The organism is Caballeronia sp. LZ034LL, from assembly GCF_031451215.1.
Classification (GTDB): Bacteria; Pseudomonadota; Gammaproteobacteria; order Burkholderiales; family Burkholderiaceae; genus Caballeronia.
Genome location: NZ_JARUXR010000003.1, coordinates 168,776 through 192,282, shown reverse-complemented (window position 1 = coordinate 192,282; position 23,507 = coordinate 168,776). Strand labels below are relative to the sequence as shown.

The 23,507-nt window shown below is 64.1% G+C and carries 22 protein-coding genes; 14 read left to right on the top strand and 8 right to left on the bottom strand.

What is annotated here, in order from left to right; translation table 11 throughout:
• Positions 1-4: 4 nt before the first annotated feature.
• Genes QCE83_RS21985 through QCE83_RS21975 form a run of 3 tightly spaced genes read right to left on the bottom strand, consistent with a single transcriptional unit; the run spans position 5 to position 2,666 of the window.
• A complete protein-coding gene (locus QCE83_RS21985) occupies positions 5-1,246 on the bottom strand; it encodes an FAD-dependent oxidoreductase (RefSeq protein ID WP_309816065.1) in 1,242 nt (413 codons plus the stop codon).
• A gap of 4 nt (positions 1,247-1,250) precedes the next feature.
• Positions 1,251-1,559 (bottom strand): non-heme iron oxygenase ferredoxin subunit, encoded by a 309-nt coding sequence (locus tag QCE83_RS21980; RefSeq protein ID WP_309816061.1) that lies wholly within the window; start codon positions 1,557-1,559, stop codon positions 1,251-1,253.
• 27 nt (positions 1,560-1,586) lie between these two features.
• Positions 1,587-2,666: a fatty acid desaturase family protein gene (locus QCE83_RS21975; RefSeq protein ID WP_309816057.1), complete on the bottom strand. Its 1,080-nt coding sequence runs from the start codon at positions 2,664-2,666 to the stop codon at positions 1,587-1,589.
• Between the two features lie 147 nt (positions 2,667-2,813).
• Here QCE83_RS21975 and QCE83_RS21970 point away from each other — a divergent pair, with 147 nt between their 5' ends.
• The 3 genes from QCE83_RS21970 (at position 2,814) to QCE83_RS21960 (ending at position 6,386) form a co-directional block, all read left to right on the top strand.
• Positions 2,814-3,866 (top strand): LacI family DNA-binding transcriptional regulator, encoded by a 1,053-nt coding sequence (locus QCE83_RS21970; RefSeq protein ID WP_309816055.1) that lies wholly within the window; start codon positions 2,814-2,816, stop codon positions 3,864-3,866.
• A gap of 1,072 nt (positions 3,867-4,938) precedes the next feature.
• Positions 4,939-6,000 (top strand): glycosyltransferase family 2 protein, encoded by a 1,062-nt coding sequence (locus QCE83_RS21965; protein WP_309816052.1) that lies wholly within the window; start codon positions 4,939-4,941, stop codon positions 5,998-6,000.
• A gap of 128 nt (positions 6,001-6,128) precedes the next feature.
• On the top strand, positions 6,129-6,386 hold the full coding sequence (locus QCE83_RS21960) for a hypothetical protein (RefSeq protein ID WP_309816050.1): 258 nt from the start codon (positions 6,129-6,131) through the stop codon (positions 6,384-6,386).
• Positions 6,387-6,401: 15 nt separating this feature from the next.
• Here the strand turns inward: QCE83_RS21960 and QCE83_RS21955 are convergent, their stop codons facing one another.
• Positions 6,402-7,763, bottom strand: coding sequence for a DUF308 domain-containing protein (locus tag QCE83_RS21955; RefSeq protein WP_309816048.1), 1,362 nt, complete (start codon positions 7,761-7,763; stop codon positions 6,402-6,404).
• 144 nt (positions 7,764-7,907) lie between these two features.
• On the opposite strand from QCE83_RS21955, the gene QCE83_RS21950 reads away from it, so the two are divergent.
• From QCE83_RS21950 to QCE83_RS21925, 6 genes are all read left to right on the top strand, one after another.
• Positions 7,908-8,489, top strand: coding sequence for a DUF1349 domain-containing protein (locus QCE83_RS21950; protein WP_309816047.1), 582 nt, complete (start codon positions 7,908-7,910; stop codon positions 8,487-8,489).
• A 96-nt stretch (positions 8,490-8,585) separates the two neighbouring features.
• Positions 8,586-9,695: a LacI family DNA-binding transcriptional regulator gene (locus QCE83_RS21945; RefSeq protein ID WP_309816044.1), complete on the top strand. Its 1,110-nt coding sequence runs from the start codon at positions 8,586-8,588 to the stop codon at positions 9,693-9,695.
• 75 nt (positions 9,696-9,770) lie between these two features.
• Positions 9,771-10,745, top strand: a complete 975-nt coding sequence (locus tag QCE83_RS21940; protein ID WP_309816041.1) for a substrate-binding domain-containing protein — start codon at positions 9,771-9,773, stop codon at positions 10,743-10,745.
• Positions 10,746-10,762: 17 nt separating this feature from the next.
• Positions 10,763-12,280, top strand: a complete 1,518-nt coding sequence (locus tag QCE83_RS21935; RefSeq protein WP_309816039.1) for a sugar ABC transporter ATP-binding protein — start codon at positions 10,763-10,765, stop codon at positions 12,278-12,280.
• Between the two features lie 33 nt (positions 12,281-12,313).
• Positions 12,314-13,585, top strand: coding sequence for an ABC transporter permease (locus tag QCE83_RS21930; RefSeq protein WP_309816035.1), 1,272 nt, complete (start codon positions 12,314-12,316; stop codon positions 13,583-13,585).
• A gap of 324 nt (positions 13,586-13,909) precedes the next feature.
• Positions 13,910-14,113 carry a cold-shock protein gene (locus QCE83_RS21925; RefSeq protein WP_008347993.1) on the top strand — a complete coding sequence of 68 codons (204 nt, stop codon included), beginning with the start codon at positions 13,910-13,912 and terminating at the stop codon, positions 14,111-14,113.
• Between the two features lie 109 nt (positions 14,114-14,222).
• On the opposite strand, the gene QCE83_RS21920 is transcribed toward QCE83_RS21925, so the two are convergent.
• Positions 14,223-14,399, bottom strand: coding sequence for a hypothetical protein (locus QCE83_RS21920; RefSeq protein ID WP_309816032.1), 177 nt, complete (start codon positions 14,397-14,399; stop codon positions 14,223-14,225).
• A gap of 89 nt (positions 14,400-14,488) precedes the next feature.
• Between QCE83_RS21920 and QCE83_RS21915 the strand changes: the two genes are divergently transcribed.
• Positions 14,489-14,842, top strand: coding sequence for a hypothetical protein (locus QCE83_RS21915; RefSeq protein WP_309816030.1), 354 nt, complete (start codon positions 14,489-14,491; stop codon positions 14,840-14,842).
• Between the two features lie 177 nt (positions 14,843-15,019).
• Here QCE83_RS21915 and QCE83_RS21910 read toward each other — a convergent pair whose 3' ends face one another.
• Complete coding sequence (locus tag QCE83_RS21910; protein ID WP_309816026.1) at positions 15,020-15,787, bottom strand: sulfite exporter TauE/SafE family protein; 768 nt, start codon at positions 15,785-15,787, stop codon at positions 15,020-15,022.
• An 82-nt stretch (positions 15,788-15,869) separates the two neighbouring features.
• Here QCE83_RS21910 and QCE83_RS21905 point away from each other — a divergent pair, with 82 nt between their 5' ends.
• The 3 genes from QCE83_RS21905 to QCE83_RS21895 all read left to right on the top strand — a co-directional run bounded on the left by QCE83_RS21905 (position 15,870) and on the right by QCE83_RS21895 (position 18,025).
• A complete protein-coding gene (locus tag QCE83_RS21905) occupies positions 15,870-16,760 on the top strand; it encodes a LysR substrate-binding domain-containing protein (RefSeq protein ID WP_309816023.1) in 891 nt (296 codons plus the stop codon).
• Between the two features lie 151 nt (positions 16,761-16,911).
• A complete protein-coding gene (locus tag QCE83_RS21900) occupies positions 16,912-17,241 on the top strand; it encodes a hypothetical protein (RefSeq protein ID WP_309816020.1) in 330 nt (109 codons plus the stop codon).
• Between the two features lie 136 nt (positions 17,242-17,377).
• A complete protein-coding gene (locus tag QCE83_RS21895) occupies positions 17,378-18,025 on the top strand; it encodes a VC0807 family protein (protein ID WP_309816016.1) in 648 nt (215 codons plus the stop codon).
• Here QCE83_RS21895 and QCE83_RS21890 read toward each other — a convergent pair.
• Both QCE83_RS21890 and QCE83_RS21885 read right to left on the bottom strand, forming a co-directional pair.
• Positions 18,014-18,841 carry an alpha/beta hydrolase gene (locus tag QCE83_RS21890; protein ID WP_309816014.1) on the bottom strand — a complete coding sequence of 276 codons (828 nt, stop codon included), beginning with the start codon at positions 18,839-18,841 and terminating at the stop codon, positions 18,014-18,016. The genes QCE83_RS21895 and QCE83_RS21890 overlap by 12 nt on opposite strands.
• A 25-nt stretch (positions 18,842-18,866) precedes the next feature.
• Entirely contained in the window at positions 18,867-19,043 is a 177-nt protein-coding gene (locus tag QCE83_RS21885) for a DUF3563 family protein (RefSeq protein ID WP_309816009.1), read from the bottom strand.
• 480 nt (positions 19,044-19,523) lie between these two features.
• On the opposite strand from QCE83_RS21885, the gene QCE83_RS21880 reads away from it, so the two are divergent.
• Entirely contained in the window at positions 19,524-23,507 is a 3,984-nt protein-coding gene (locus QCE83_RS21880; RefSeq protein WP_309816006.1) for a response regulator, read from the top strand.

The window sequence follows — 23,507 nt, the reverse complement described above, 5'->3', positions numbered from 1 at the left end:
CGCTTCACAGCAGTGCCTTCAGCTTGAAGCTTGCGTCGCTGAGCACATCCGCGGACGGCGACAGACCGCGCTCCACGAGCATGCGCGCAAGCTTCATGTCTTTCGCGATGACGTGGGCCGGGCCGAATCCGCTGACGCCCACGAGCCGGTTCGCCGCACCGAAATGAAAGTCCATCGAAGCCGATACGCCCGGCACGCGCCGCACCGTGCGCATGCCGAGCGACGGCTCGCCCGCCACCTGCAACTGATGGTCGTACTGATCGGACCAGAACCAGGGCACTTCGTCATACGCGGCCTGCGCGCCGAGCATGTTCCTGGCAGCCGTGCGCGCCTGGGTTTCGGCGTTGTGCCAGGTTTCCTGACGGATGGGCGCGCCCGTGAAGCGGCCTGGATGGATCGCGATATCTCCCGCCGCGAAGATGCCCGGCGCCGACGTTTCGAGTTGCGCATTCACGATGACCCCGCGATTCACGGCAAGACCCGCGTCCCGCGCGAGTTCGTGTGCCGGTTCGATACCGATGCCGACGATCACGACTTCCGCGTCGATTGAACGCGCATCGGACAGCAGGACGCGCAGCGCGCCCTGTGATGTGCGAGTGATCTCGAGCGGTGCAACGCCGACGTGTACGGCGACACCATTGCGCTCGTGCAGATCCTGCACGCTCTGCGCGATATCTGCGGGCACTGCGCGTCCAAGCAGGCGCGCAGCTCCTTCGATCACACTGACCTCGCAACCGCGCATGCGTGCCGACGCTGCCACCTCCAGCCCGATGAAGCCGCCGCCGACGATCAGCACGCGCGCTCCGCTGACGAGGCGCGGCGCGATGCACAAGGCATCGTCGAGAGTGCGCAGCGTCATGACGCCGTCGAGCTGCGCGCCGGGGATAGAGAGCTTGCGCACATGTCCACCAGTAGCCAGCAGCAAGGCTTCATACGCGATGCGGCTGTCATCGGCGAGAAGCACTTCGCGCGAACCCGGCACGATGCTGCGGACGCTGGCCAGCTTGTGCTCGATCCGGTCCGCCTGCCATGCATCGCGGCTGCGCAGCGCACACTGAGACGCATCGCGCTCGCCGGTCAGCACTTGCTTGGACAAAGGCGGCCGCTCATAAGGCAGATGCGGCTCCGCGCCGATCATCACGATGCGCCCGCGCCACCCGAATTCGCGCAGCGCAGCGGCTGCGCGCCCGCCGGCATGCCCGGCGCCGACGATCACCATCGCCCGGGCATCGTGCTGGTCCGTCATGGCATCAGATCTCGATGAAGATGCGACCGCCCTCGACCTTCGCCGGATAGGTCCTGAGCTTCTCACACACCGGTGCGCACAAGGGCCGGCCATCGCGGATATCGAAACGGCCGTTGTGCTTCGGGCATTCGATCACATGATCCATGACGAAGCCATCGCTCAGATGAACCTGTTCATGCGTACACAGGCCGTCGCTTGCATAGACGGCGTCGTTCACGCGATAGATCGCGAACGTGCGCGTGTCATGGTCGAAACGCATGACATCCTCGTCTTCGATGTCGTCCAGCGCGGCTGCATCGATCCATTGCGTCATGCTCTTGTCTCCTTCAAGGCTCTGGGCTCAGGGCTGCGTCGCGGCCGGCACGGGCCGCTCGACGTGATACGACGGATCGCGCGTCTGCCGCATCAGCGCGGGAATGATCTCGGCATAGGCCGCGAGCGAACTCGGATAAGGCGGCGGCATGTCGTGCTTGACGGCATCGTGAAGACGCGGCAGCGCGTGATAAGGGACCATCGGAAACATGTGGTGCTCGACGTGATAGTTCATGTTCAGGTAAAGAAACCTGAAGACCGGATTCATCATTACAGTGCGGCAGTTCTTGCGATGATCGAGCACGTTCTCGGGCATGCCCGCATGCTGCGTGAGACCGAAGTAGAGATAAAGCCACGCGCCATACAGGCTCGGCAAGCCGACATAGAGCAGCGGCAGGATCGAGCGGAACACGAAGCACGACGCAATCACCGCGACGTAGATGCTCAGATGAATGCGTGCATCCCGGATCACCTTCGGCCATTCCGATTCGGGCACGAAGGTCTTTTCTTCTGCGCCGATGTCGCCGAACGCCGCCGAGATCATCCTCGGCACCTCGGCCGCCGCGTGCTTCAGCGCGAACACGTTCAGCGCGAGACTCAGCCAGTCGGTGGGCAGCGGGACGGCAATCTCGCGGTCGCGGCCCACCACCAGTGTGTCCGTGTGATGGCGTGCATGACTCCAGCGCCAGATGGTCGGCCGGCGGAACACCTGGAACGATGCCATCTGATACAGCACCCGGTTCATCCACGGCGTCTTGAATGCGGTGCCGTGGCCGCTCTCATGCCAGCGCGAGTCCGCGGGGCTGCAATACAGGGTGCCGTACAGGAAGAACGCGGGAATTGCCCATAGCGAATGCGCGCGCCAGGCGAACCCTGCAAGCACGCCGCTCGCAACGATCGCCGCATACCACAGCAGCGTGTCGCGTATCGCACGAGCATCGCTTCGCTGCATCAGGCCTTTCATCAACGGCCTCGGAACCGCGCACTTGTACCACTCCGCATTCACGAGACCGGCCAGCTTCGCCCGCTCTCCGTCTCCATCGATCAGCCGGTATGCGCGATGCCGCTCATGCTCGCCCGTCTCCTCGGGCTGCCGCGATTCCATCATGTCACCTCAAGCTTTGATTGGATTCACATCATCGGTTCTTGTTGGAATCGATAATAGGAGCGACGTTTCCCGCACGCAATATGCGCGCGCATTTGCTATCTTTAAGCATCATTGCGCGCGTCTGAAACCCATCATTTACATCAATCGATGAGCAAGCGTCCCACACTTCAGTCAGTGGCCGAAGCGGCCGGCGTGAGTCCGGCAACCGTCGATCGCGTGTTCAACGGACGTCTGAGCGTCCGCGACGGCACTGCGCTACGCGTCATCGAAGCCGCCGAACGCATCGGCTATCACGGCGCCGGATTGATGCGGGAGCGCTTGCGCGCGCAACGCGGCGAACGCCGCGAGCGTCACACGCTGGGCTTTTGTCTTCAGAAACGCGCTGATCCGTTCTATCAGAGCTTTGCGCGCATCCTCACCGACGCCGCCGCGCGACATGAACCCGAGGACTGCAAGGCCGTCATCGAATACATGGACGAACTCGATCCGGCTTCGATCGCCCGCACGCTGCTCGCACTGGGCGATACCGCGGACGCGCTCGGCGTCGTGGCTGTCGATCATCCGCATGTGACAGCCGCCATCGAAACCCTGCACGCGCAAGGCAAGCCCACGGTCACGCTGTTATCCGATCTGAGCGCGCCATTGCGCGCCGGCTACATCGGCGTCGATCCGCGCAAGAGCGGACGCACCGCCGCATGGGCCGTGAGCCGGCTGGCTCATCGCAACGAAGGGACGGTCGGCGTGTTCGTCGGCACGCCGCGCTATCTGGGGCAGGAAAGCTGCGAGATCAGCTTTCGTTCCTATCTGCGTGAACATGCACCAGGACTGCGCGTGCTGGACACGCAAATCAACCTCGAAGACAAACAGCTCGCCTACGAAGCGACCCTTGCGATGCTCGCGCGCCATGCCGATCTCGCCGGCCTCTACATTCCCGGCGGCGGCGTGGGCGGCGTGATTCGCGCGCTGCGTGAGGAGGCTTCGGAGCGACGCATCGTCACCGTGTGCAGCGACCTGATGCCGGACCGCTACGAAGCGCTCGTCGAGGGCGTCATCGACCTGGTGATCGACACGCCGCTGCAACGCATTGCCGAAACAGCCGTGCAGGCCATGTTGCGCGCCTTGCAGGCACTCCCCGGCGAGCCCGCACTGGCGAGTCAGTACCCGTTGCCCGCGCAGCTCTACACGCCGGAGAACGTCTGAAAAGGTCGGGCTTGCTGCACGATGGCCCTTTGCGTCAATCAAAAGTCATCTATGCTGATACGCAGCGCATGCAAGAACCGAGGTCCGGTGGCAGCCCTCGTCAGGACGCATGACTGACCCAGCCTTCAGAGCAAGCGCTTGGACAGTCGCTTTATATGCATCGTTGAAAACTTGCTTTCATTCATTTTCCTTTCACTGCGGCGCTTCGGAAGAAAAGGCCGAAGCAAACAAGCAGTGGCATTACGCTTGCTAAAGCCTCTCGACTGCTTGCGCTGAAACGAACAGCATGGATATCCAGGCGGCATCCCATCTGGACGTAACCAGCATATTTTTCAGCGCCTTGCCGCACTATCGGCGCTGTCACGAAAAATATGCCTGCGCCTGCTATATGTGCTTGCAAAATGAAACGGTTTGTCACTAATCAGAGGGTTCGATGTTGCTCCCATGTGGCGGACCGCACGGAGCAGGCAAACTCGAGCCCGGAGCATAGTAAGGGTTATCACTGAAGTCGCAATGCAAGAATCAGGAAGGGCAAGGGATGCACGCGCGATGCAATAAGTACGCGTATTGCGTGAACGATTTTGTATTGTTGTCTTCAAAGAGGCAGGACTTCGATGACCGGCCTATGACCAGCCTGAACGGTCGCGCAAACCGGTCTTTTTTGAACCGCTAACATGCGCCCCATACAACGCGCTGTGTGGCGTTGGCTCGATTGACATGTGCGTCACGCCGGGGCTTCCGGGGCCGGCCGAATGACGCGACATGCACCAATAATAAGCGTCGACAGACCGATCATGCGGCTTGCTTGTTGCAAGTCCTGTGTGCCTGGCTGCGCCGCATCGGCATTTCGAATGGCTCTCCCCGCCGTTATACGGTGAACGAGCCCGCCGTTACTGTGAGACCACTGCATGACTCGCCGTGTGGCGCGTTGGGCGGAGCGTTTTCGCGTAGGCGCGAAACCGCTCTGTTTCGCCACACGTCGCGTATTGACGAGGCTCCTTGCACACGATGCAAGGAGAGTTAGCCCAATCATCGACGGAGAGCGTCATATATGCCGTTTGAGAGTGACTCCTTGCGAGACACGACCCCGCTGCTCAGCATCGTCGTCGCGGCTTACAACATCGAGGGTTACATCGAGGAAGCGCTCGAGTCCCTCCTGAGCCAGCCCTACATCGATGCGATGAAGATCATCGTGGTGGATGACGGTTCTCGCGACCAGACCTATGCCGCGGCACGCGCGATTGTCGAGCGCGACCGCGGCGTACACATCGAACTCGTGCATCAGGAGAACGGCGGCCTGAGTGCGGCGCGCAATACCGGCCTCAAGTCGGTGCGCACGCCCTATGTCGGCTTTCTCGATGGCGACGACGTCTTTCTCAAGGGCTTCGGCGAGTCGATCATTCCGGTGCTGGCCGAGAACAAGTGGGATATCGTCGAATACAACGTCAAGATCATCGACGACGAAGGCCGCGAACTCGACGAGATCAATATCGTCGATGGCGACACGCGCGGCGGCGCGCCCATGGACCGGGCCGCGCTGCAGCACTTCGCCGACGACTTCCACACCTTCGTGTGGGCGCGGGTCTATCGCACCTCCCTGTTCGACGAAGCGCCGTTCCCGGTCGGCCGTCATTACGAGGACGCGGCCGTGGTGCCCTCCACGTATCTTCGCGCGAGCAGCCTGTACCGCGTCCCGACGCCGCTCATCGGCTATCGCCGGCGCTTCGGCAGCATCACGCAATGCGCGTCGCTGAACGATGTCGAGGATCTCCATCGCAATGGCCGCGAAGCGCTCGCGCGTTGCAACGGCGGAGAGATGGACGATTACTGGCTCACCGTGTTCGACAAGCTGTTCCATCGCGCCTGCCACGTGTGCGCGCGCGTGGATCGCGCCTCGTTCAAGCAGGCCTCCGAGACGCTGTCGGCGATGGCGGTCGATCACCGCAAGACGCGCACGACACTTGCCGAACGCAGCGGCCGCGAAGTCGTCGAGCTCAAGCCTTTCGACCTGAACGTGCGCGCGGATCGTTCGATCCACTTCCTCAAAGGTCTCGTGAAAAAGGTCTTGCGGCGCAGTCTCGATCATCATCAGCGCGAGCGGCGTTCGAGCGCCTCGAACCAGTTCAGCGGATGAGCGCGCCAGCGTGCGGGCGGGAGGTATCGATTGCGCTTCCCTCGCCCGCACGCTGACTCGCCTGTCAGCACGTTCCCCTGGCGCGCCCGGCTTACAGACCTTTCGGCGATTCGCGATAAACTGCCGGGATGGAAAAATGTCCCTACTGCGAGCGAATCCGTGACGAATGGGATTGTCACGGGCAGGAGTGCCGCACCCATATTGCACGCGCCTTGCGCAGACAACGCATGGGTCTGCCCATGGTGCCGAAGGTCATTCGCAACGAAATTCCGCCGGGCGCCAGCACCGGTGAAGTCATCGCCCAGTTGTCGCGCCAGCGCCTGCGCGCACGCCGCGCCAACGAAGAGCGCCGGGCACGCAAGGCCGAGGACGAGCTCGACCTCTGACGGTCTCGCACACGTCTAATCCCGCACCCTTCGTTCACTACTCTCTGCAAGCGGCCCCTCTCCACGCCACGCGCGCCGCGAGTCGCGCATCTTCGTCAACGCCATGCGCGCAACCTTGAGCCAGCCATACGGCCGCGGATCGGCGACCATGCTGAGCGCGCGGGCATAGTCGAGCGCGAGACCGGGCGTCCAGGCCATCGTCACGGCGCGCTTGCGGATCTGCGCCGCGACCCACAGCTCCGGCGTCAGGATCATGCGAACCAGCGCGCCCCAGCCGGCACGCGCGCCGTACAGACGCCCCGCCGCGCCTTCGAGCGCGGCCTCCAGTGCACGCGCGACACTGCTCGAACAATTTCGGTGCGTGAGGTTATACGTCGTGTCCTGCCGATAGTTGCGCCAGAAACTATCGAGCCGCACGGCGTCGTAATTACGGATGCGCACGCGCACGGTCGAAGGGCACCATGCTTTCGATTCGAACTCATAGCTCGGCTGGAACGTGCCGGGCACGTCGTTCTCGCGCGTCGCCCGCAACAGACGCGCGAAGTCGTCCGGAGAGCGGTCGATCTCCACCGCCGGATACAGGCTCACATAAAGCCCGCCAGGCGCTTCGAGCGCCGCATGCCCCGTCGAGATGACGCCGTTGCGGTCCACCGCCGCAATGTAGCGGTCCACGACCGGATGCCACTGTGTCTCCGCCTTCGACGATCCCACGGGCGTCCACACGTGCACCGTGAGGGCGGGCTCGTCATCGGCGGGCGGACCGTCCCATTCGCGCGCCGGCTGCGCGGGACGCGCGACCTCCACCTCTTGCATCGCGGGATTGCGCGTCAGCCTGCGGACGCGGGTAGCGATCAGGATCAGATTGACCCCTGCGAAGATGAAGAACGCCCCGACGCAATACGGCACGGTCCCTTTGTAGTGCGTCGGATAGGGTTGCAGCATGAAGACCCCGAGCAGGATCTCGAAGATCGCAAACCCGAGCGCCACGCGAAAGCGCCGGTAGCGCACGACGAGCGCGGACGTCGCCTGCAGCAGTCCATCGAAGACAAAGGCCACGCCGATCAGGATCGACAGAATGAAGTGGCCATGATGATTGCCCTCGAAAATCAGCGCGGCCGTGAGCAGGAAGACGATGCCCTTCGCATGACGCAGCCTGCGCTGTCCGCCGACGCCGGCCCATGCCACCGCCAGAGAAAGCACGCTCTCGATCAGCAGCAGCCAGCCCACGAACTCGATGGGAAAGCCCAGCGCACCGTCGAGCGCATCGATGAACACGCCGATGCCGACGATAAGCAACAGCCAGCCGATCACCATCAGGCTGCGCCAGCGATTGCGCAGATAGTCCACGCCCAGCAGGATCATCATCAGCTTGACCATCGTTCTTCCTTTTGACCGAGGACGCCGCATGCGCTTCATCGTTCATGTTAGTGCAGATCGCGCGCTGCACCGCGTCATGATCCGGCGCCTGCCGCGCGGCGAGCCATGCCATACTGGCGCCGCGACCCAAGCGACGGAGACGCCATGTTCGACCAGTGCCAATGGATCAACGAGCCCGCGCAATGGAAACTCGACGGCAGCACGCTCCATGTCACCACCGACGCCAGCACCGATTTCTGGCGCAAGACGCACTACGGCTTCGTGCGCGACAACGGCCATGTGTTCGCCGCCACCGTCGAGGGCGACTTCACCGCTGAAGTGACGGTCGACGGCGCGTTCTCCGCGCTCTATGACCAGGCAGGCCTCATGGTGCGCGAAAGCGCCGAGCGCTGGGTCAAGGCGGGCGCCGAGTACAACGACGGCGCCCTCACCTTCAGCACGGTCCTGACCGACGGACACTCCGACTGGTCACTCGGCGCACGTGCCGACGCGCACCGCTTCCGCCTGCGCATCACGGTACTGGAGAACGTGCTGAAAGTGCAATGCAGCGCGGACCAGAAAGAATGGATCCTGATGCGTCTCGCGCCCTTTCCAGCACACTCGGGCTCGGGCTGGCACGTCGGACCCATGTGCTGCACGCCCGAGCGCGGCGGTCTCGAGGTCCGGTTCTCGGACTTCAAAATAGGACCGCCCGTCGTCAAGGGTCTGCACGACGTCGCGATATAGGCCTTTCGGCCGGCTCGGTAAAAACACTCATTTGCGCCATCGCGGGACGCTTTCTACTATTCTGAAACGTTTCAGAATCTCGACGGTCAACGCGCCTTGGACTCACGAAAGAAGATCACCAGCACGCTCAAGGATGTCGCCAACGCGGCCGGCGTTTCGCTCGGCACTGCGTCGAAGGTCATGGCGGGCGCCGACGGCGTCAGCGACGCCCGCCGCCAGCAGGTCTGGGAGGCGGCGCGCCAGCTTGGCTACCGGCGCAACAGCCTGGCGGCGGAACTGCGCAGCAGCCGCTCGACGTCCATCGGCTTCGTCGTGCCTGACCTCACCAACTCGTTCTTCATCGAACTACTGTGTGTGGTCGAAGATCACGCGCTGGCAAGCGGCTATCGCCTGTTGCTCGCGCATGCGCAGGAAGATCCGGAGCGCGAGGCGGAGCGCATCCGCTTCGTGCTGTCACGGCAGGTGGCCGGCATGATCATCATTCCCTGCCACGGCTATGCCCACGCGATCGACGAGCTGCGTGAATGCGATGTCCCGCTCGTCATGGCCGACCGCGTGGACGACACCTTCCCCGCCAATACCGTCACCACCGACAGCCGCCGCGCCGCCCGCGACGGCACCGAACATCTGATCGCGCTCGGCCACAAGCGCATCACGTTCATCGTCAACGCGCTCGATCTGGTCAACAGCCGCGAGCGCGCGGACGGCTATCTCGCGGCGATGAAGCGCGCAGGCCTCACGCGTCACGCGCGCATCGTCGTCTGCGGCATGACCGACACCGAGAGCCACACGGTCACGCTCGGCTTGCTGGCGGAACGCGAGCGCCCTACGGCGCTGTTCACGGGCGCGAACGTGGCGACGCTCGGCGCGCTGCGTGCCATTCGCGACGCCGAGCTGCGCTTGCCTGAGGATATTTCGCTGCTCTCGTTCGACGACGCGCCGTGGATGTCCGTGCTGCATCCGCGCATCAGCTCGATTCATCAGCCGGTTGATGCGGTGGGCGGAGCGATCTGGCAACTGCTGCACAAGCAGTTGCAGGGCGAAGCCGCGGAGCCGGTGCATTTGCGCATGCGGGCGGACTTGCGCGTGCGGGAGAGCACCGCGCCGCCTCGCAGATCAACGGAGAAGGAAGGCAGCGCGGAGACCCTGCCGGCGCAGCAGAACGCCGGGCGCGGCCGCAGGCGGGCGACGCTCGCCGATCATTAGCGGCGCACTATAACGTTTTATTTTTTAGCGTTGAAAGACCACGCACAAGCTGGCCAACCCATCAGGAGAGACGCAATGGACAGCAAACGACGCATCATCACCGCGAGTCTCATCGCCGTGCCGCTGGCCGGAACGGTGGGATCGCTCGCGGCGCTCATCTCGCAGCCCGCGTTCGCACAGCAGAAGAAGTATCGCTTCGGGTTCTCGCAGGTCACGACCGTCGAACCCTGGCGCGTGCAGTTCAACAAGGACATGAAGGCGGAGGCCGCGAAGCATCCGGAGGTCGAGCTGATCATCGCCGACGCAGGCGATCGCACCGACAAGCAGAACGCCGACATGGAGAACTTCATCGCGCAGAAGATGGATGCCATCTTCATCTCGCCGAAGGAGTCGGCCGGGCTCACCGGCGTCGTGGAAAAGGCCTTCAAGGCAGGCATTCCCGTGTTCGTGCTCGATCGCGAAGTGAACGGCGAGCAGTTCACGCAGTTCATCGGCGGCGACAACGTGCAGATCGGCGAGGAAGCGGGCAACTTCATCGTCAAGCTGATGGGCGGCCCGGGAAAGGCGCAAGGCAGTCTCGTGGAGATCTGGGGCGGCTTCGGCGCACAGCCCGCGCACGACCGTCACGACGGCGCCGACAAGGCGCTCGCCAAGGAGAAAGGCGTCAAGCGCGTGGGTGAACGCGTCGATTGCGACTGGAAGCAGGACAAGGCCTATGACTACATGAAGACCGTCCTGCGGGTGCAGCCGAAGATCGACGTGGTCTACGCGCACAACGACCCGATGGCCTACGGCGCGTATCTCGCCGCGAAGGATGCGGGCCGCGAGAAGAGCATCAAGTTCGTGGGCATCGACGGCCTGCCGCAGGAAGGCGCGACGTGGGTCGAACAGGGCCTGCTCGCCGGCACGTTCATGTATCCCACGCCGGGTGCCGAAGGCATCCGCGAGTCGCTCAAGGTCCTGCACGGCGACAAGGTGCCGAAGAAGGTGACGCTGCCGACCCAGGGCATCTTCGCCGACAACGCCAAGCAGTACATCGCGAGCCACTGAACGAGCGCACACGCGTCATGGCAACCGTCACTGCGCCGCTCGTCGAGGCCGCGGGCCTGTCGATATCGTTCAACGGCAGTCCCGCGCTCGCGGGCGTCGACTTCGACATCACCGCGGGCGAGGTTCATGCGCTCGTCGGCGAGAACGGCGCGGGCAAGTCGAGCCTGATGAAGATACTGGGCGGCCTGTATGCGCCCGATGCGGGCAGCATCCGTGTGCGCGGCGAGGCCACGCGCATGTCGAGCGTCAACGACGCCGCGCGCGCCGGCATCGCGACCATTCATCAGGAATTGAACCTCGTCGATACGCTGTCCGCCGTCGACAACATCTTCCTCGGCAAGGAGATGCGCACGCGCATGGGCTTCCCCGACCGCCGCGCGATGCGCGCCGCCGCCATGAACGTGCTCGCGCAACTGGGCTTTCGCCTTGCGCCGGAGACGCTCGTCGGCACGCTGCGCGTCGGCGAGAAGCAACTCGTGGAGATCGCCAAGGCGCTGCTCGCCGACGCGCGCGTCCTCATCATGGACGAACCCACCTCCGCCCTCTCGGACACGGAAACGCGGGCGCTGCTCGGCCTGACCCGCGAGTTGCGCGAACGCGGCATGGGCATCGTGCTGATCAGTCATCGCCTGAGCGAAGTCTTCGCGGTCGCGGACCGCGTGACCGTGTTACGCGATGGCCGGCGCATCGCGACGCTGCCGATGCGACACGTGGAGTCCTCGCAGGCGCTCGTTTCGATGATGATCGGGAAAGACTTCGCGCCGAGCGAGCGCACTGAGGCGGAGGCGCCGCAGGCGCGCCCGCTTGCGGTCGAGGTGCGCGATCTCACGCTTGGCGGCGCCGCACGCGCGCCGGTGGCCGAGGTCTCGTTCGCCGTGCAGCAGGGCGAGGTGTTCGGCATCTCGGGACTGCTCGGCGCGGGCAAGACCGAGATACTCGAAGCGATCTTCGGCGTGTCGCCGTATCGCCGCACAGGCGAGATTCGCATTGCCGGGCAGCCGCGCACGATCGACTCGCCGGATCGCGCGGCCGCAGCCGGACTCGCGTTCGTTACCGAGGACCGCAAGAAAGACGGCCTCGTGCTCGATCACTCGCTCGAAGCGAATCTGCTGTTGCCCTCGCTGTCGCGCGCGCCGGGCTTTCCGCTGTATCGGCGCGCACGCATGCACGCATGGGCCGCATCGCAGGCGCGCGCGTCGAACGTCAAGCATCGCAGTCTCGCGCAGGACGCGAGCACGTTATCGGGCGGCAACCAGCAGAAGCTCATCATCGGCAAGTGGCTGATGACCCGGCCCCGCATCCTGCTGCTCGATGAACCGACGCGCGGCGTAGACGTGGCCGCCAAGGCGGAGATCTACCGGCAAGTGCTGGCCGCCGCGCGCGGCGGGGTGACGGTGATCGTCGCGAGCTCGGAGATCGACGAGCTGATGTTGCTGTGCGACCGCATCCTCGTGATGTGTGAAGGACGCGCGCGCGGCGTGCTGAAACGCGAGCAGTTTTCAGGCGACGTGCTCATCAGGATGGCATCGCCCTGAAGCAAGCCGGACGAAAACACGGAGGCATTCATCATGCTGCATGCGCAGGACCAACTCGCCGAGCCCGCGGCCAACGCCCGCCAGCGACACCTGAGCACCTTCCTCACGACGCTCAAGTATTACCTGGGGCTCATCGTGTTGCTGGTGGTCGGCGCACTCACGTCGCCGCATGCCGCCGACGGCGCCAACATCTTCCTGTCGAGCGCCAATATCTCGGACGTGTTCCGTCAGGTGGCGAACGTCGGCGTGATCTCCATCGGCATGACGCTCGTCATCATCACGGCGGGCATCGATCTCTCGGTGGGCGCGATCATGGGCCTCGGCAGCGTGCTCACCGCAATGCTGCTCACCACCGACGGCTGGAACCGCGCGACCCACGCGTCCCTCGTGCTGGTGGCAATCGCGGTGTTCGTCATCGTCTTTACCGTGTCCGGCATCGCATGCGGCATTTTGAATACAAGAAACCCGCAGACCGCACGACGGCCCGCGAGTGTGCTGCCGCAGGCAGGCATCGCCTTCGTCGCGGCGTTGCTGGCCTGCGCCGGCATCGCGCTGCACGGCGCGCATCGCATGCCGCTTCTCGCTGTCATGGGCATCGTGCCGCTCGCGGGCTTCACGGTCGGCGCGCTCAACGGCTGGATCATCACCCGCGGACGCATGCAGCCCTTCATCGTCACGTTGGCCGCAATGGTCGGCGTGCTCGGCGCGGCGCGCCTGATTGCCGGCCAGGACACGGCGGTCTATTCAATCTACAGCGGCACCAACGCCACCACGGACATCGAGGCCTTGCGCGCCCTGCTCTTCAACGTGGTGCCGGTGCCCGCGCTGTTCTTCCTGGCGATCGCGGTCGTGGTCAGCTTCGTGATGAACCGTACGGTGTTCGGCAAGTACCTGTACGCCATCGGCGGCAACGAGAAATGCGCGCTGATCTCGGGGCTTTCCGTCGCGCGTCACAAGACCGCCGCGTACGCGCTCTCGGGGCTGCTGTCCGCGCTGGTCGGCGTGCTGTACGCGGCGCAATACCGGCAAGGCAAGGCCGATGCGGGCATGGGCTGGGAACTGGACGCCATTGCCGCCGTGGTGATCGGCGGCACGAGTCTCGCGGGCGGGGTCGGACGCGTGTCGGGAACGGTCGCGGGCGTGCTGATATTCGGTTTCTTGAGCAATATCCTGTTGCTCAACGATATCGACAGCAACACGCAACTAGTGCTGAAAGGGTTAATCATCGTCATTGCGGTTTTCCTGCAGCAGACCGACATCGGCAAGCGCGGGCTGCTAAAGCGCTTCACAGGACGCGGACGATGAGCCCGCTCTGGCACCCGGTTCCGGAGCGGGACTACGGCCATCTCCCCAGGGATAACTTGTGCCTTGCATGATGTTTATTTGTTTTTGGCTGGCTGAAAGTCATGGATAATCCTATACACGCCCCTGATTAAAGTCCGAACATAGCGTCTCCGAACTAAACATTCGGGCGGACAAGACTGGCTGCAGCGAGTATGACGATGTAATGTCACGTCTCTTAGCAGAAACGCTTATTTGAAGTTCGCGTTCTGGCGTGGTAAAACTCTCTGCCGCTCGAAATTTAAGAGCGCATCTTCAACCGAATACGTCTCAAAAGGGTTTGGACAAATGGCAACGGGTACTGTTAAGTGGTTCAACGATGCAAAGGGTTTTGGCTTCATTACGCCGGATGACGGCGGCGAAGACCTGTTTGCACATTTCTCCGAAATCCAATCCAAGGGTTTCAAGTCGCTCCAGGAGAACCAGAAGGTGAGCTTCGAAGTCAAGCAAGGCCCCAAGGGCAAGCAAGCTTCGACGATCCAGCCGCTGTAAGTCAGGCGGTTTAGCCTTCAGGCACGAAACGGCCCGCAAGGGCCGTTTTGCATTGGTAAGCCAGGAATCGAAACGCCGGCTCCTTGCTCCAGCCTTGGCCGGACTTGCCTCATGCAACGTGCAAGGTTTCCGTTTCGCGCGGCAAGCGGCGGAATTCCGTAGATTTAATATGATTTTTAGCTCGGCCGCCCTCGCGCTTAGGCGAAATTCTTTCTTCTATATCCCGTGATTCAGGCAAGCGATCGGAAAAAATGCCGCGCAAGCGTACGGCAAAAAACAAATGCATTGCTCTTCGCCTTGTGGTTTGCCGCTTGCGACGCCCATGCAGAGTCTTTCGCCCTGAACGCTCGCGCCGCGCGCTTTGCGTCCGCTGTCGTGCTCAACGACTTCCACACGGCACAGGCAGGCGGCGGCTATGTATTCTCCTACGACAGCCATGAAACCGAGGCAGCGCTTGCCGCGAAGCTCGAGCACTGGTTCTCCGGCAAGGATCCGCACGCCATCGTGATGGACCCCGCCGAGAAACAGGCGCTATTCGGGTTCTACTGGGCCGCGAGCATGATGTCGGCGAACTCGCCATGCTTCACCGATATCGCCGACCCTGCCTGCCGCGATGACCTCACGCGCTGGATGACGCGTGAAATGGACGACGATCCGCGCTTCGTCCGCGATTATGAGGCGGCGCGCACCGCGCTCGGCCTTCCTGTGCTGGCTCCCGGCTCGCATTGAGCGCCGCACCTCGCGTGCCCTGCGCTTGAAGCTCACAGCATGTGCGACTTTCGCGTCACCCTGAGGGTCATCGCGAAGCCAGGCGATCTTCGCCAGCATGCTGGCCAGCAAGGACAGCACGCCGATGGTTTCAAGCAGCGCGGGAATCATGATCGCCTCCGTGCATCAGGACGGGCTTTAACGGTGGGACAGCATCGGCGCGTAGGTCTTGACGAAGAACGCGACCGTGATGCCTGCGCTGACGAGCAAGGTGCCCGCCCGGATCAGTTGCGGCGGCGCGCGCCGGCCGAGCTGCGCGCCGCCATAGCCGCCGAGCATCGCCGCGAGCAGCATGGCGATGGTTTCGGGCCAGCGCACGGCGTGCGCGGCCGCAAAGGTGAGCACCGCAACCGAATTGGCCGCGCTCACCAGCAGCGTACGCGGCGCATTGAGGCTCTTCAGATCGCGTGCATCGAGCAGTCCCCAGACGGCCATCATCATGATGCCGACCGCGCCGCCAAAGTAGCCGCCATACACGCCAAGCACAAATTGAATGGACAGCACGGCAGGCGCGCCGATACGCCAGCGGCGCCGCAAGGTTTCGCCGAGCCTGCGTCCGAAGGCGAGCGTGATGCTCGCGCACAGCAGCAACCAGGGCAACACGAAGGAGAAGGTCTTCGACGACGTGGAGAGCAGCAGCGCCGCCCCGACGAAGCCGCCGATCAGCGTCACGACCAGCATCCTGCGAATGGACACCGAGCCGACGGGCCCAAGCCCGTCGCGATACGCCCACGCACTCACGACGCCGCCGGGAAACAGCGCAACGGTGCTCGAAGCGTTCGCCTGAACCGGGGGCAAGCCGGCGGCGATCATCGCGGGCAGGCTGACGAACGAGCCCCCGCCGGCCAGTGCGTTCATGGCGCCCGCGAGAAAACCTGCGCCGCTGACGAGAAGAATGGATTGCATGCGACAGATGCTATCGGCAGGACTGCACGCTTACAATCTGGCATTTCCAATGTGAGACTTCGGTTCCGCCGAAGCATGCGTCATGCGTTTCGACCTCACCGACATGCGCCTGTTCCTGACCGTCATCGAGCGCGGCAGCATCACGGCGGGCGCGCAGGCCATGCATCTTGCGCTGGCTTCCGCGAGCGAACGCATTGCGGGCATGGAGACGGCGCTCGGTGCGCCGCTGCTGGAGCGCAACCGGCGCGGGGTGCAGGCGACCGCCGCCGGCGAAGCATTCGCGCGCCACGCACGCGCCATCCTCGGCCAGGTCGAGCAGATGCGCGGCGAGTTGCGTTCCTTCGCCACCGGCCTCAAAGGCCGCATCAAGCTGCTCTCGAACACCGCCGCGCTCGCCACGCTGCTGCCGCCACGGCTTGCGCGCTTCCTCGCCGAGTACCCCGATCTCTCCATCGACCTCGATGAGCGTCCGAGCGTCGACATCGTGCAGATCATCGCCGAGGGTCGCGCCGATCTCGGCGTCGTCTCGGATACCACGGATCTCGGCATGCTCCAGACGCATCTGATCGCGCAGGATCAACTGGTCGTCGTGGCGCACCGGTCGCATCGCATCGCGGATGAACGCGCGGTGGCGTTTGCGGAGATCGTCGGAGAAGCGTTCGTCGGACTCTCCGATGCCGCGCTCGAAATGCATCTGGCCGAACGCGCCTCGCGTATCGGGCGGCAGATCAACTATCGCATCCGCATGCGCAGCGTCGACAATGTCGGCATGCTCGCGGCGGCGGGCATCGGGCTCGTGATCCTGTCGGAAGCGTCGGCACGCATGCTCGAACGGCCGGGACTCGCCATCGTGCCGCTTTCGGAGCCATGGGCCACGCGCCGCCTGCATCTGTGCGCGCGCGACTTCGATGCGCTCACACCGCACGCACGCCTGCTCGCCGAAGCGCTCAAGGAAGCGGCACAACATGCTTGAAGCGTGCCTCACATCCGATGAATCCCCTAGGCAAAACCCTTTCTGTACTGGGCATTCGGCTTGCACGACCCTATATGCTTATGTGCTTGCCACGCGCTCCTAGCGCGTTCACACGCTTGCTCATACGACAAGCGCCAAACAGGAGGCGGTCATGAAGAAAGTTTCCACGCGCGCGCCGCGACGCGCCATGCACATCGCGCTGATCGCCGGCGCGGCCGGGCTGTGCTTTGCATCGGCGGCCAATGCCGACAGCCAGGCCGCGAAGAAGATGGGGCAGATGGGCATCATCAATCAGACGCTGCAGCCCAAGCCTCTGCGCTCGAACAACAACGCGTATTCGAACAGTGCCAACAGCAATACGACCAATCCCGGCTATAACAACAACTCGACCTACAACCCCAATGCCGCCAACGCAGGCACGGTCAACGGCGCGAACAGCGCCAACAGCGCAAATGGCGCCGCCGCGGCAGGCAGGAAGTAAGACTTCGTTCCAGGCTTGAAAAGGGCCGCCCACGCACCGGGCGGCCAATCTGCCCTATTCCCGCACGGCTGATCTTTTATACTGGCTTCAAGGTCAAGATGTTCTCGCGCACCGCGCGACTTCCTTCCGCGAGCTCATGAAAAAGATCAAGCCCGGCCTGCTGCTCGAACTCGTTGCCAACCTTCTGTTGCCGTGGCTCGCTTACCGGCTCGCGCTGCCCCACTGGGGCGATGTCGGGGCGCTGTATGCATCGGCTGCACCGCCGCTCGTCTGGAGTCTTGCCGAGTTCGCGCGCTCGAGGCGCGTCGACGCGCTCTCCGCACTGGTGTTGTTCGGCATCGCGCTGTCCATCGTGCTGCTCGCGCTGGGCGGCAGTCCCCGCATCCTGCTCGTGCGCGAATCGCTCGCTGCGGGAGCAACGGCCATCGTCTTCCTCTTCTCGCTGCTGTTCGACCGCCCGTTGATCTTCTATCTGGCGCGCGCCACCGTTACGCGCGAACAGGAAAACGGCGCCGAGCGCTTCGAAGCGTACTGGAATGAAAGCGCCGGCCTGCGCCGCTCGCTGCGGCTCATGACGCTCGTCTGGGGCATCGGGCTGACTGCCGAGACCGCATTGCGCTTCTGGTTCGCGTGGACCTGGCCAGTGGAGCGCTATCTGGTCGTGTCGCCAGTCGTGAGCTACACGGTGTACGGCGGCCTTCTTTCCTGGACCTTCTGGTTTCGTGCGCGGCTCATCGAACGCCAGGGCGAGAGCGGTCCTTCCCGCGACGGTCTACTCGGCTAGGCTTTCGAGCGCTGCGCCACACTGCGCGATGTGACGGGCAATCGCCCCGTTGACCGTCTCCGCATGCGTGAGCGGACCCATGTGCCCGGCTTCCGGCACGGTCATGAGTTGCGCAACGGGCATCAGCGTGCTAAGGATCTCTGCGATGAGCCGCGTCGGCGGGGGCGCTTCCTCGCCGCGCATCACGAGCGTGGGAATGCGCAGTTTCGCGTAGGCGCTGGGCAGTGTCGGCTCGTGGATCAGCGCGCGAAAGTCGAGCGGCGCCTTCGGGACCCAGCGCGTGAGCATCGCCTGCACCGAGGGCCGCAATGCCGAGAACGCGCCCTCTCCACCCCAGTAATCAACAAAAGCCGTGGCAGCGCCGCGCAAGTCTCCAGCGACGACGCCCTCCGCCGTGCGCGACGCAATCGCGACAATCTCGGCGAACTCGCGCGCGCCGTCCGCACCCATGCCCTTCAATAGGTTGAAGGCCGAAGGCTCATACAGCGTGATGCTCGCGACGTCGCGCGGCCGTTCGAGCGCCGCGCGCAATGCCACGCCGCCGCCATACGAATGACCGACCAGATGCACCTGACCCGGATGACGATCGATGATCTCGACCGTGCGAGCCGCTTCGTCGGCCAGCGTGAAGGCGCGCTCGCCGCCCCATGGACCGACGCCATCGCAACCGTAATGCTCGGGCGCGAAGAACGCATGGCGCGGATGCATCGCGGCAAGCGTCTCGCGCAAGGGTCGCCACTGGTTTGCACCTGAGCCGGAGCAATGCAGGGCGATCACGGAAACAGCAGCTTTATCGTTCTTCGAATTTGTCGACATGGTGGAAGGCGGATGGATGATGGAGTCAGGCGTCCGTCTGATCGCATGCACGCATGCGCCGTTCGAGTTCGCCGATGTCGGCGCACGAATCCAGCCATGCATCGCGCCGGCCGTGTTCGGCGCGGTTGAGCAGCACACGAACCCAGCAGATCAGATGGGGCAAAAGAATTTCTCTGGACACGTCGATCAGGATTCCCAACATGGTTCACTCCACTTTCGGCAGCAGGTCATGCGTTTCAATGCCGGCAGAGCGATGGATTCATTGGTTCACTGATGCTTGGTTCGATCAGGAAGTCGCTGAGGCGGCGGGTGTCGGAATACCTTTGCACCAGCCGTGCCAGTTCTGCGAAAGGCTTGTCCAGCAAGGCTTCGCAGCGCACTGATGCGGCGCTGTGTCGGACCGCGGCCAACGCTTTCAAACTTGAAAGTCGGCGCGTGCCCAACACGTCCAAAGCCGTGCGTGATCTGCCTTTCAGGCATCCAAACTGCGTTTGCTCGGGGAAAATTCCCGAAATAAGGGATCAAGCTGTCCGGCGTGGGTGCCGTAAACAGTCTGAACAGCCGCGCAAAGCCTCGGCCGGCGCGACAGCCGGCCACCTGCGAAGGGCGCGATAAGATACGGCAGCTTACGGTCCTAGCGCCCCGGCCTGCCCCTTGCCACGCTCACTCGGAGATAAACGGCTTGCTCAGTTCCGGTCGTCATTCGCTCACCTCCAGGATGACGGTGTTCATCGTCGCAGTCTGCGTGCTGCTGATCGGCACCGACGTATGGCGCAGTCTCGCCGCCCGTCGCGCCCAGCTCGACGAGATGACGACCGCCACATCCAACCTCGCGCGCGCGATGGCGCAGCACGCCAACGACACCTTCAGGCAAGCCGATGTCACGCTGCTCGGCATGGTGGAACGCGTCGAGGAGGACGGCACCGGCCCGGAGGCACTGGCGCGGCTGCATCGCTCGCTCGTCTCGCGGGTCGAGCAGTTGCCGCAGTTGAACGGCCTGTTCATCTACGACAAGAACGGCACCTGGATCGTCAACTCGCAGCCGGTGCTTGATCAGCGCTTCAACAACTCCGACCGCGAGTATTTTGAATACCACCGCACGCACACGGATCAGGGCACGCATATCGGCGTGCCGGTGCAGAGCCGTTCGACGGGCAAATGGATCGTGCCGGTGTCCCGTCGCATCGACGCGCCCGACGGCAGCTTCGCCGGCGTCGCGCTGGCGACCATTAATGTCACCTTCTTTTCGAGCTTCTACGAAAGCCTGGACCTCGGCGAGGACGGCGCGGCCGTGCTCGTGCTGAACTCCGGCGCGATGGTCGTGCGCCGTCCGTTCGAGGACCGCTTTGTCGGCAAGAACGTAGTCGATACGACGCTGTTCCGCGCGCACCTCGAACAAGGACGCTCGGGCGTCTTCACGACCAGCTCGTCGCAGGATCACATCACGCGCCTCAACAGTTTCCGCGAGTTGCCGGACTATCCGCTGTTCGTCGCGGCGGCGCTGTCGCGCGACGAGATCATCGCGCCATGGTGGCGCGACACGCTCTGGCATGCCGCCATCACCGGGATGCTGGCACTGGTGCTGGCCCTGTTCGGCTCGAGCCTCGTGCGCCAGATCAACGCACGCACGCGCGTCGAACAGGAGCTCGCCCGCAGTCTCGCCACCACGCGCACCGTGCTCGACACGGCCATCAACCCGATCATCACCGTGGACGAACGCGGCGCAATCCGCTCCTTCAATTCCGCCGGCGAGCGCGTGTTCGGCTACGCGGCGAGCGAGATCATCGGGCAGAACATCCGCATGCTCGTGCCGCCGCCGCATCTCGACGCGTATAACGAATACATAATGCAATTCAAGGGCGAGTCAGGCGTCGCGACGGCCGAATGCGAGTTGTCCGGACTGCGCAAGGACGGCAGTTCGTTCCCGGCGCACGTCTCCACCGGCGCAATGCGCCTCGGTGGTGCTTTGCATTTTGTATCTGTAATCACCGATATCTCGCGGCAAAAGAAGGCGCGTAGCGAACTCGCCGATGCGCGCGACCAGTTGCTCCTCGCCGCGGACATCGCCGAACTGGGCATCTGGTCGTGGGATCTCGCCACCGACAAGCTGCACTGGAATGCGCGCATGTTCGAGATCTACCAGTACCCGCCGCAACTGCTGGACAACGGCCTGCATTACGAACACTGGCGCCGCCGCATTCATGCCGAGGATGTCGAGGGCGTCGATGCCGGCCTGCGCGCTGTGGCCGCAGGCGATGCCGATGCCCTGCCGCCGTTCCGCATCGTCCTGCCCGACGGCACCACGCGCCGCATCCAGAGCGGGCTGCGGGTGCAACGCGATGCGCACGGCAAGCCGCTGAGCATGACGGGCGTGAACTACGACATCACGGACCAGTACGAACTCGAATTCCATCTGCGCAACGCGAAGGAACAGGCGGATGCCGCCAGCGCGGCAAAGTCCTCGTTCCTCGCGAACATGAGTCACGAAATCCGCACGCCGATGAACGCGGTGCTCGGCATGCTGCATCTGGTGCAGTCCACCGCGCTCAATCTCCGGCAGCAGGACTACATCGGCAAGGCGGAAATGGCGGCCCGGTCGCTGCTGAACCTGCTCAATGACATCCTCGATTATTCGAAGATCGAGGCCGGCAAGCTGCAGCTGGACATTCATCCGTTCGAGCCGGAGAAGCTGCTGGAGGAACTGGGCGTCGTGCTCTCGGGGAATCAGGGTCCGAAAGATGTCGAAGTGCTGTTCGATCTCGACCCCGCCGTGCCCGACGTCCTGATCGGCGACGGTTTCCGGCTGCAACAGGTGCTCATCAACCTGGCGGGCAATGCGCTCAAGTTCACGTCGAGCGGCGAGATCGTCGTCGGCATGCATCTCCTCGACAGTTCTCGCGACGCGGCCGGCGAGACGGCGCGCGTGCGCATCTCGGTGAGCGACAGTGGCATCGGCATCAGCGCGGAGCAACTGGAACGCATCTTCGAAGGCTTCACGCAGGCGGAGGCCTCGACCTCGCGGCGCTATGGCGGCTCGGGGCTCGGGCTCGTCATCTGCAAGCGCCTCGTCGGCATGATGGGTGGCCGGATCGACGTGGAGAGCCGTGTCGGCGAGGGCAGCCGCTTCTGGTTCGATATCACGCTGGGCATCGAGCGTGCGGCCGTGGTAATGCCTGACGAAAGCCCGGTCCTCGAACATGGCGCACGCATCCTGATCGCCGACGACAATGCGATCGCCCGCGAAATCCTCTCGCGTACGGTGCGCGCGCTGGGTTGGCAGGCCGACGTGGTCACGAGCGGCATCGAGGCGGTCGAGCGCATCGGCGACGCCGCGCGCAGCGACGCGCCCTATGACATCGCACTGCTGGACTGGCGCATGCCGGGCCTCGACGGCCTCAACGCCGCCAGACTCATCGGCACGATGAAGGGCCGCGCTCCAGCGCCGCTGGTGCTGCTCGTGACGGCGTTCGGCCGCGAGACCTTGCGTGAATCGCAGGACGAAGGCAGCGCGCCCTTCGCTGGGTTCCTCACGAAGCCCGTCACGCCGAAGCAGCTCGTCAACGCGATTCGCGCGGCACTGCCCGGACCGGGCGGCTCAAAGTCATCCCATGCGCCGGCGCAGGGCCATGCCGCAAGCGTGCGGCGTCTCGCGGGCATGACGCTGCTGGTCGTCGAAGACAACGCGCTCAACCGTCAGGTCGCCGAAGGCCTGCTGCTCGCCGAGGGCGCGCACGTGACGTTGGCGGAAGGCGGGCGCGAAGGCGTGGAGCGGGTGTGCATGGGCGACATGCACTTCGACGCCGTGTTGATGGACGTGCAGATGCCCGATCTCGACGGCCTGGAGGCCACGCGGCTGATTCGCGCCGACAGCCGCTTCGCCGCGCTGCCGATCATCGCAATGACCGCCAATGCATCCGGCGCGGATCGCGAGCGTTGCCTGGAAGCGGGCATGAACGATCACGTCGGCAAGCCGATCGACGTGGAGCGGCTCGTTGCCGTGCTGCGTTCGCAGGCACCTGTCGAAACGGCAAGCGAACCGGGCGCAGCATTCACGATGACGACGACGACGACGATCGAGTCACGCGGTTCGATCATCGCGCGCTTCGGCGGCAATCTGGATCTGATCCATCAGGTGGTCGGCGACTTCGGCGCGCAAGCCGAAGCGCAACTGGCTCGTCTGGCCGGACGGCTCGCCGATCACGACGCGAACGGCGCCGCCTCGGTGCTGCACGCCATCAAGGGCAGCGCGGGGACAGTGGGCGCCATCGCGCTCGCGCAGCTTGCGAGCCAGTTCGAAAGCGATCTTCTCAACCGCGATGACGACGATCGCGCGCTCGCCTCGATCCGCGCCGGACTGCCACGCATGCAGCAATTGCTCGCATCGAGCGTCGATCAACTCACGCAGGCATTCGAGCACGCGCCACCGCCGTCACACGCGCCCGCCCAGCCTGAGCCGCTCGACGAACAGGACTGGCGCGCGCGCCTCACGGCCATCGTGAACCTGCTCGACGCATCGAACCTGCAGGCCATCGCGCTCTCGGAGAACCTGTCGGCACATGCGCCCAACGGGCAGCGCGAGGACTTCGAGCATTTCCTTGCGCGCGTCAGGGCGCTGGACTTCGCGCGTGCGTCGAAGATCGCGCGCGACATGCTGGAGCAGGTCTGA

Excerpts from the sequence above, each read along its gene's own strand:
- QCE83_RS21935 (WP_309816039.1), top strand. The coding sequence starts at position 10,763 with ATGGCAACCGTCACTGCGCCGCTCGTCGAGGCCGCGGGCCTGTCGATA.
- QCE83_RS21910 (WP_309816026.1), bottom strand. The coding sequence starts at position 15,787 with ATGCAATCCATTCTTCTCGTCAGCGGCGCAGGTTTTCTCGCGGGCGCC.
- QCE83_RS21980 (WP_309816061.1), bottom strand. The coding sequence starts at position 1,559 with ATGACGCAATGGATCGATGCAGCCGCGCTGGACGACATCGAAGACGAG.
- QCE83_RS21970 (WP_309816055.1), top strand. The coding sequence starts at position 2,814 with ATGAGCAAGCGTCCCACACTTCAGTCAGTGGCCGAAGCGGCCGGCGTG.
- QCE83_RS21960 (WP_309816050.1), top strand. The coding sequence starts at position 6,129 with ATGGAAAAATGTCCCTACTGCGAGCGAATCCGTGACGAATGGGATTGT.
- QCE83_RS21925 (WP_008347993.1), top strand. The coding sequence starts at position 13,910 with ATGGCAACGGGTACTGTTAAGTGGTTCAACGATGCAAAGGGTTTTGGC.
- QCE83_RS21950 (WP_309816047.1), top strand. The coding sequence starts at position 7,908 with ATGTTCGACCAGTGCCAATGGATCAACGAGCCCGCGCAATGGAAACTC.
- QCE83_RS21985 (WP_309816065.1), bottom strand. The coding sequence starts at position 1,246 with ATGACGGACCAGCACGATGCCCGGGCGATGGTGATCGTCGGCGCCGGG.
- QCE83_RS21895 (WP_309816016.1), top strand. The coding sequence starts at position 17,378 with ATGAAAAAGATCAAGCCCGGCCTGCTGCTCGAACTCGTTGCCAACCTT.
- QCE83_RS21900 (WP_309816020.1), top strand. The coding sequence starts at position 16,912 with ATGAAGAAAGTTTCCACGCGCGCGCCGCGACGCGCCATGCACATCGCG.
- QCE83_RS21885 (WP_309816009.1), bottom strand. The coding sequence starts at position 19,043 with ATGTTGGGAATCCTGATCGACGTGTCCAGAGAAATTCTTTTGCCCCAT.
- QCE83_RS21920 (WP_309816032.1), bottom strand. The coding sequence starts at position 14,399 with ATGCATTTGTTTTTTGCCGTACGCTTGCGCGGCATTTTTTCCGATCGC.
- QCE83_RS21930 (WP_309816035.1), top strand. The coding sequence starts at position 12,314 with ATGCTGCATGCGCAGGACCAACTCGCCGAGCCCGCGGCCAACGCCCGC.
- QCE83_RS21890 (WP_309816014.1), bottom strand. The coding sequence starts at position 18,841 with ATGTCGACAAATTCGAAGAACGATAAAGCTGCTGTTTCCGTGATCGCC.
- QCE83_RS21940 (WP_309816041.1), top strand. The coding sequence starts at position 9,771 with ATGGACAGCAAACGACGCATCATCACCGCGAGTCTCATCGCCGTGCCG.
- QCE83_RS21975 (WP_309816057.1), bottom strand. The coding sequence starts at position 2,666 with ATGATGGAATCGCGGCAGCCCGAGGAGACGGGCGAGCATGAGCGGCAT.
- QCE83_RS21905 (WP_309816023.1), top strand. The coding sequence starts at position 15,870 with ATGCGTTTCGACCTCACCGACATGCGCCTGTTCCTGACCGTCATCGAG.
- QCE83_RS21955 (WP_309816048.1), bottom strand. The coding sequence starts at position 7,763 with ATGGTCAAGCTGATGATGATCCTGCTGGGCGTGGACTATCTGCGCAAT.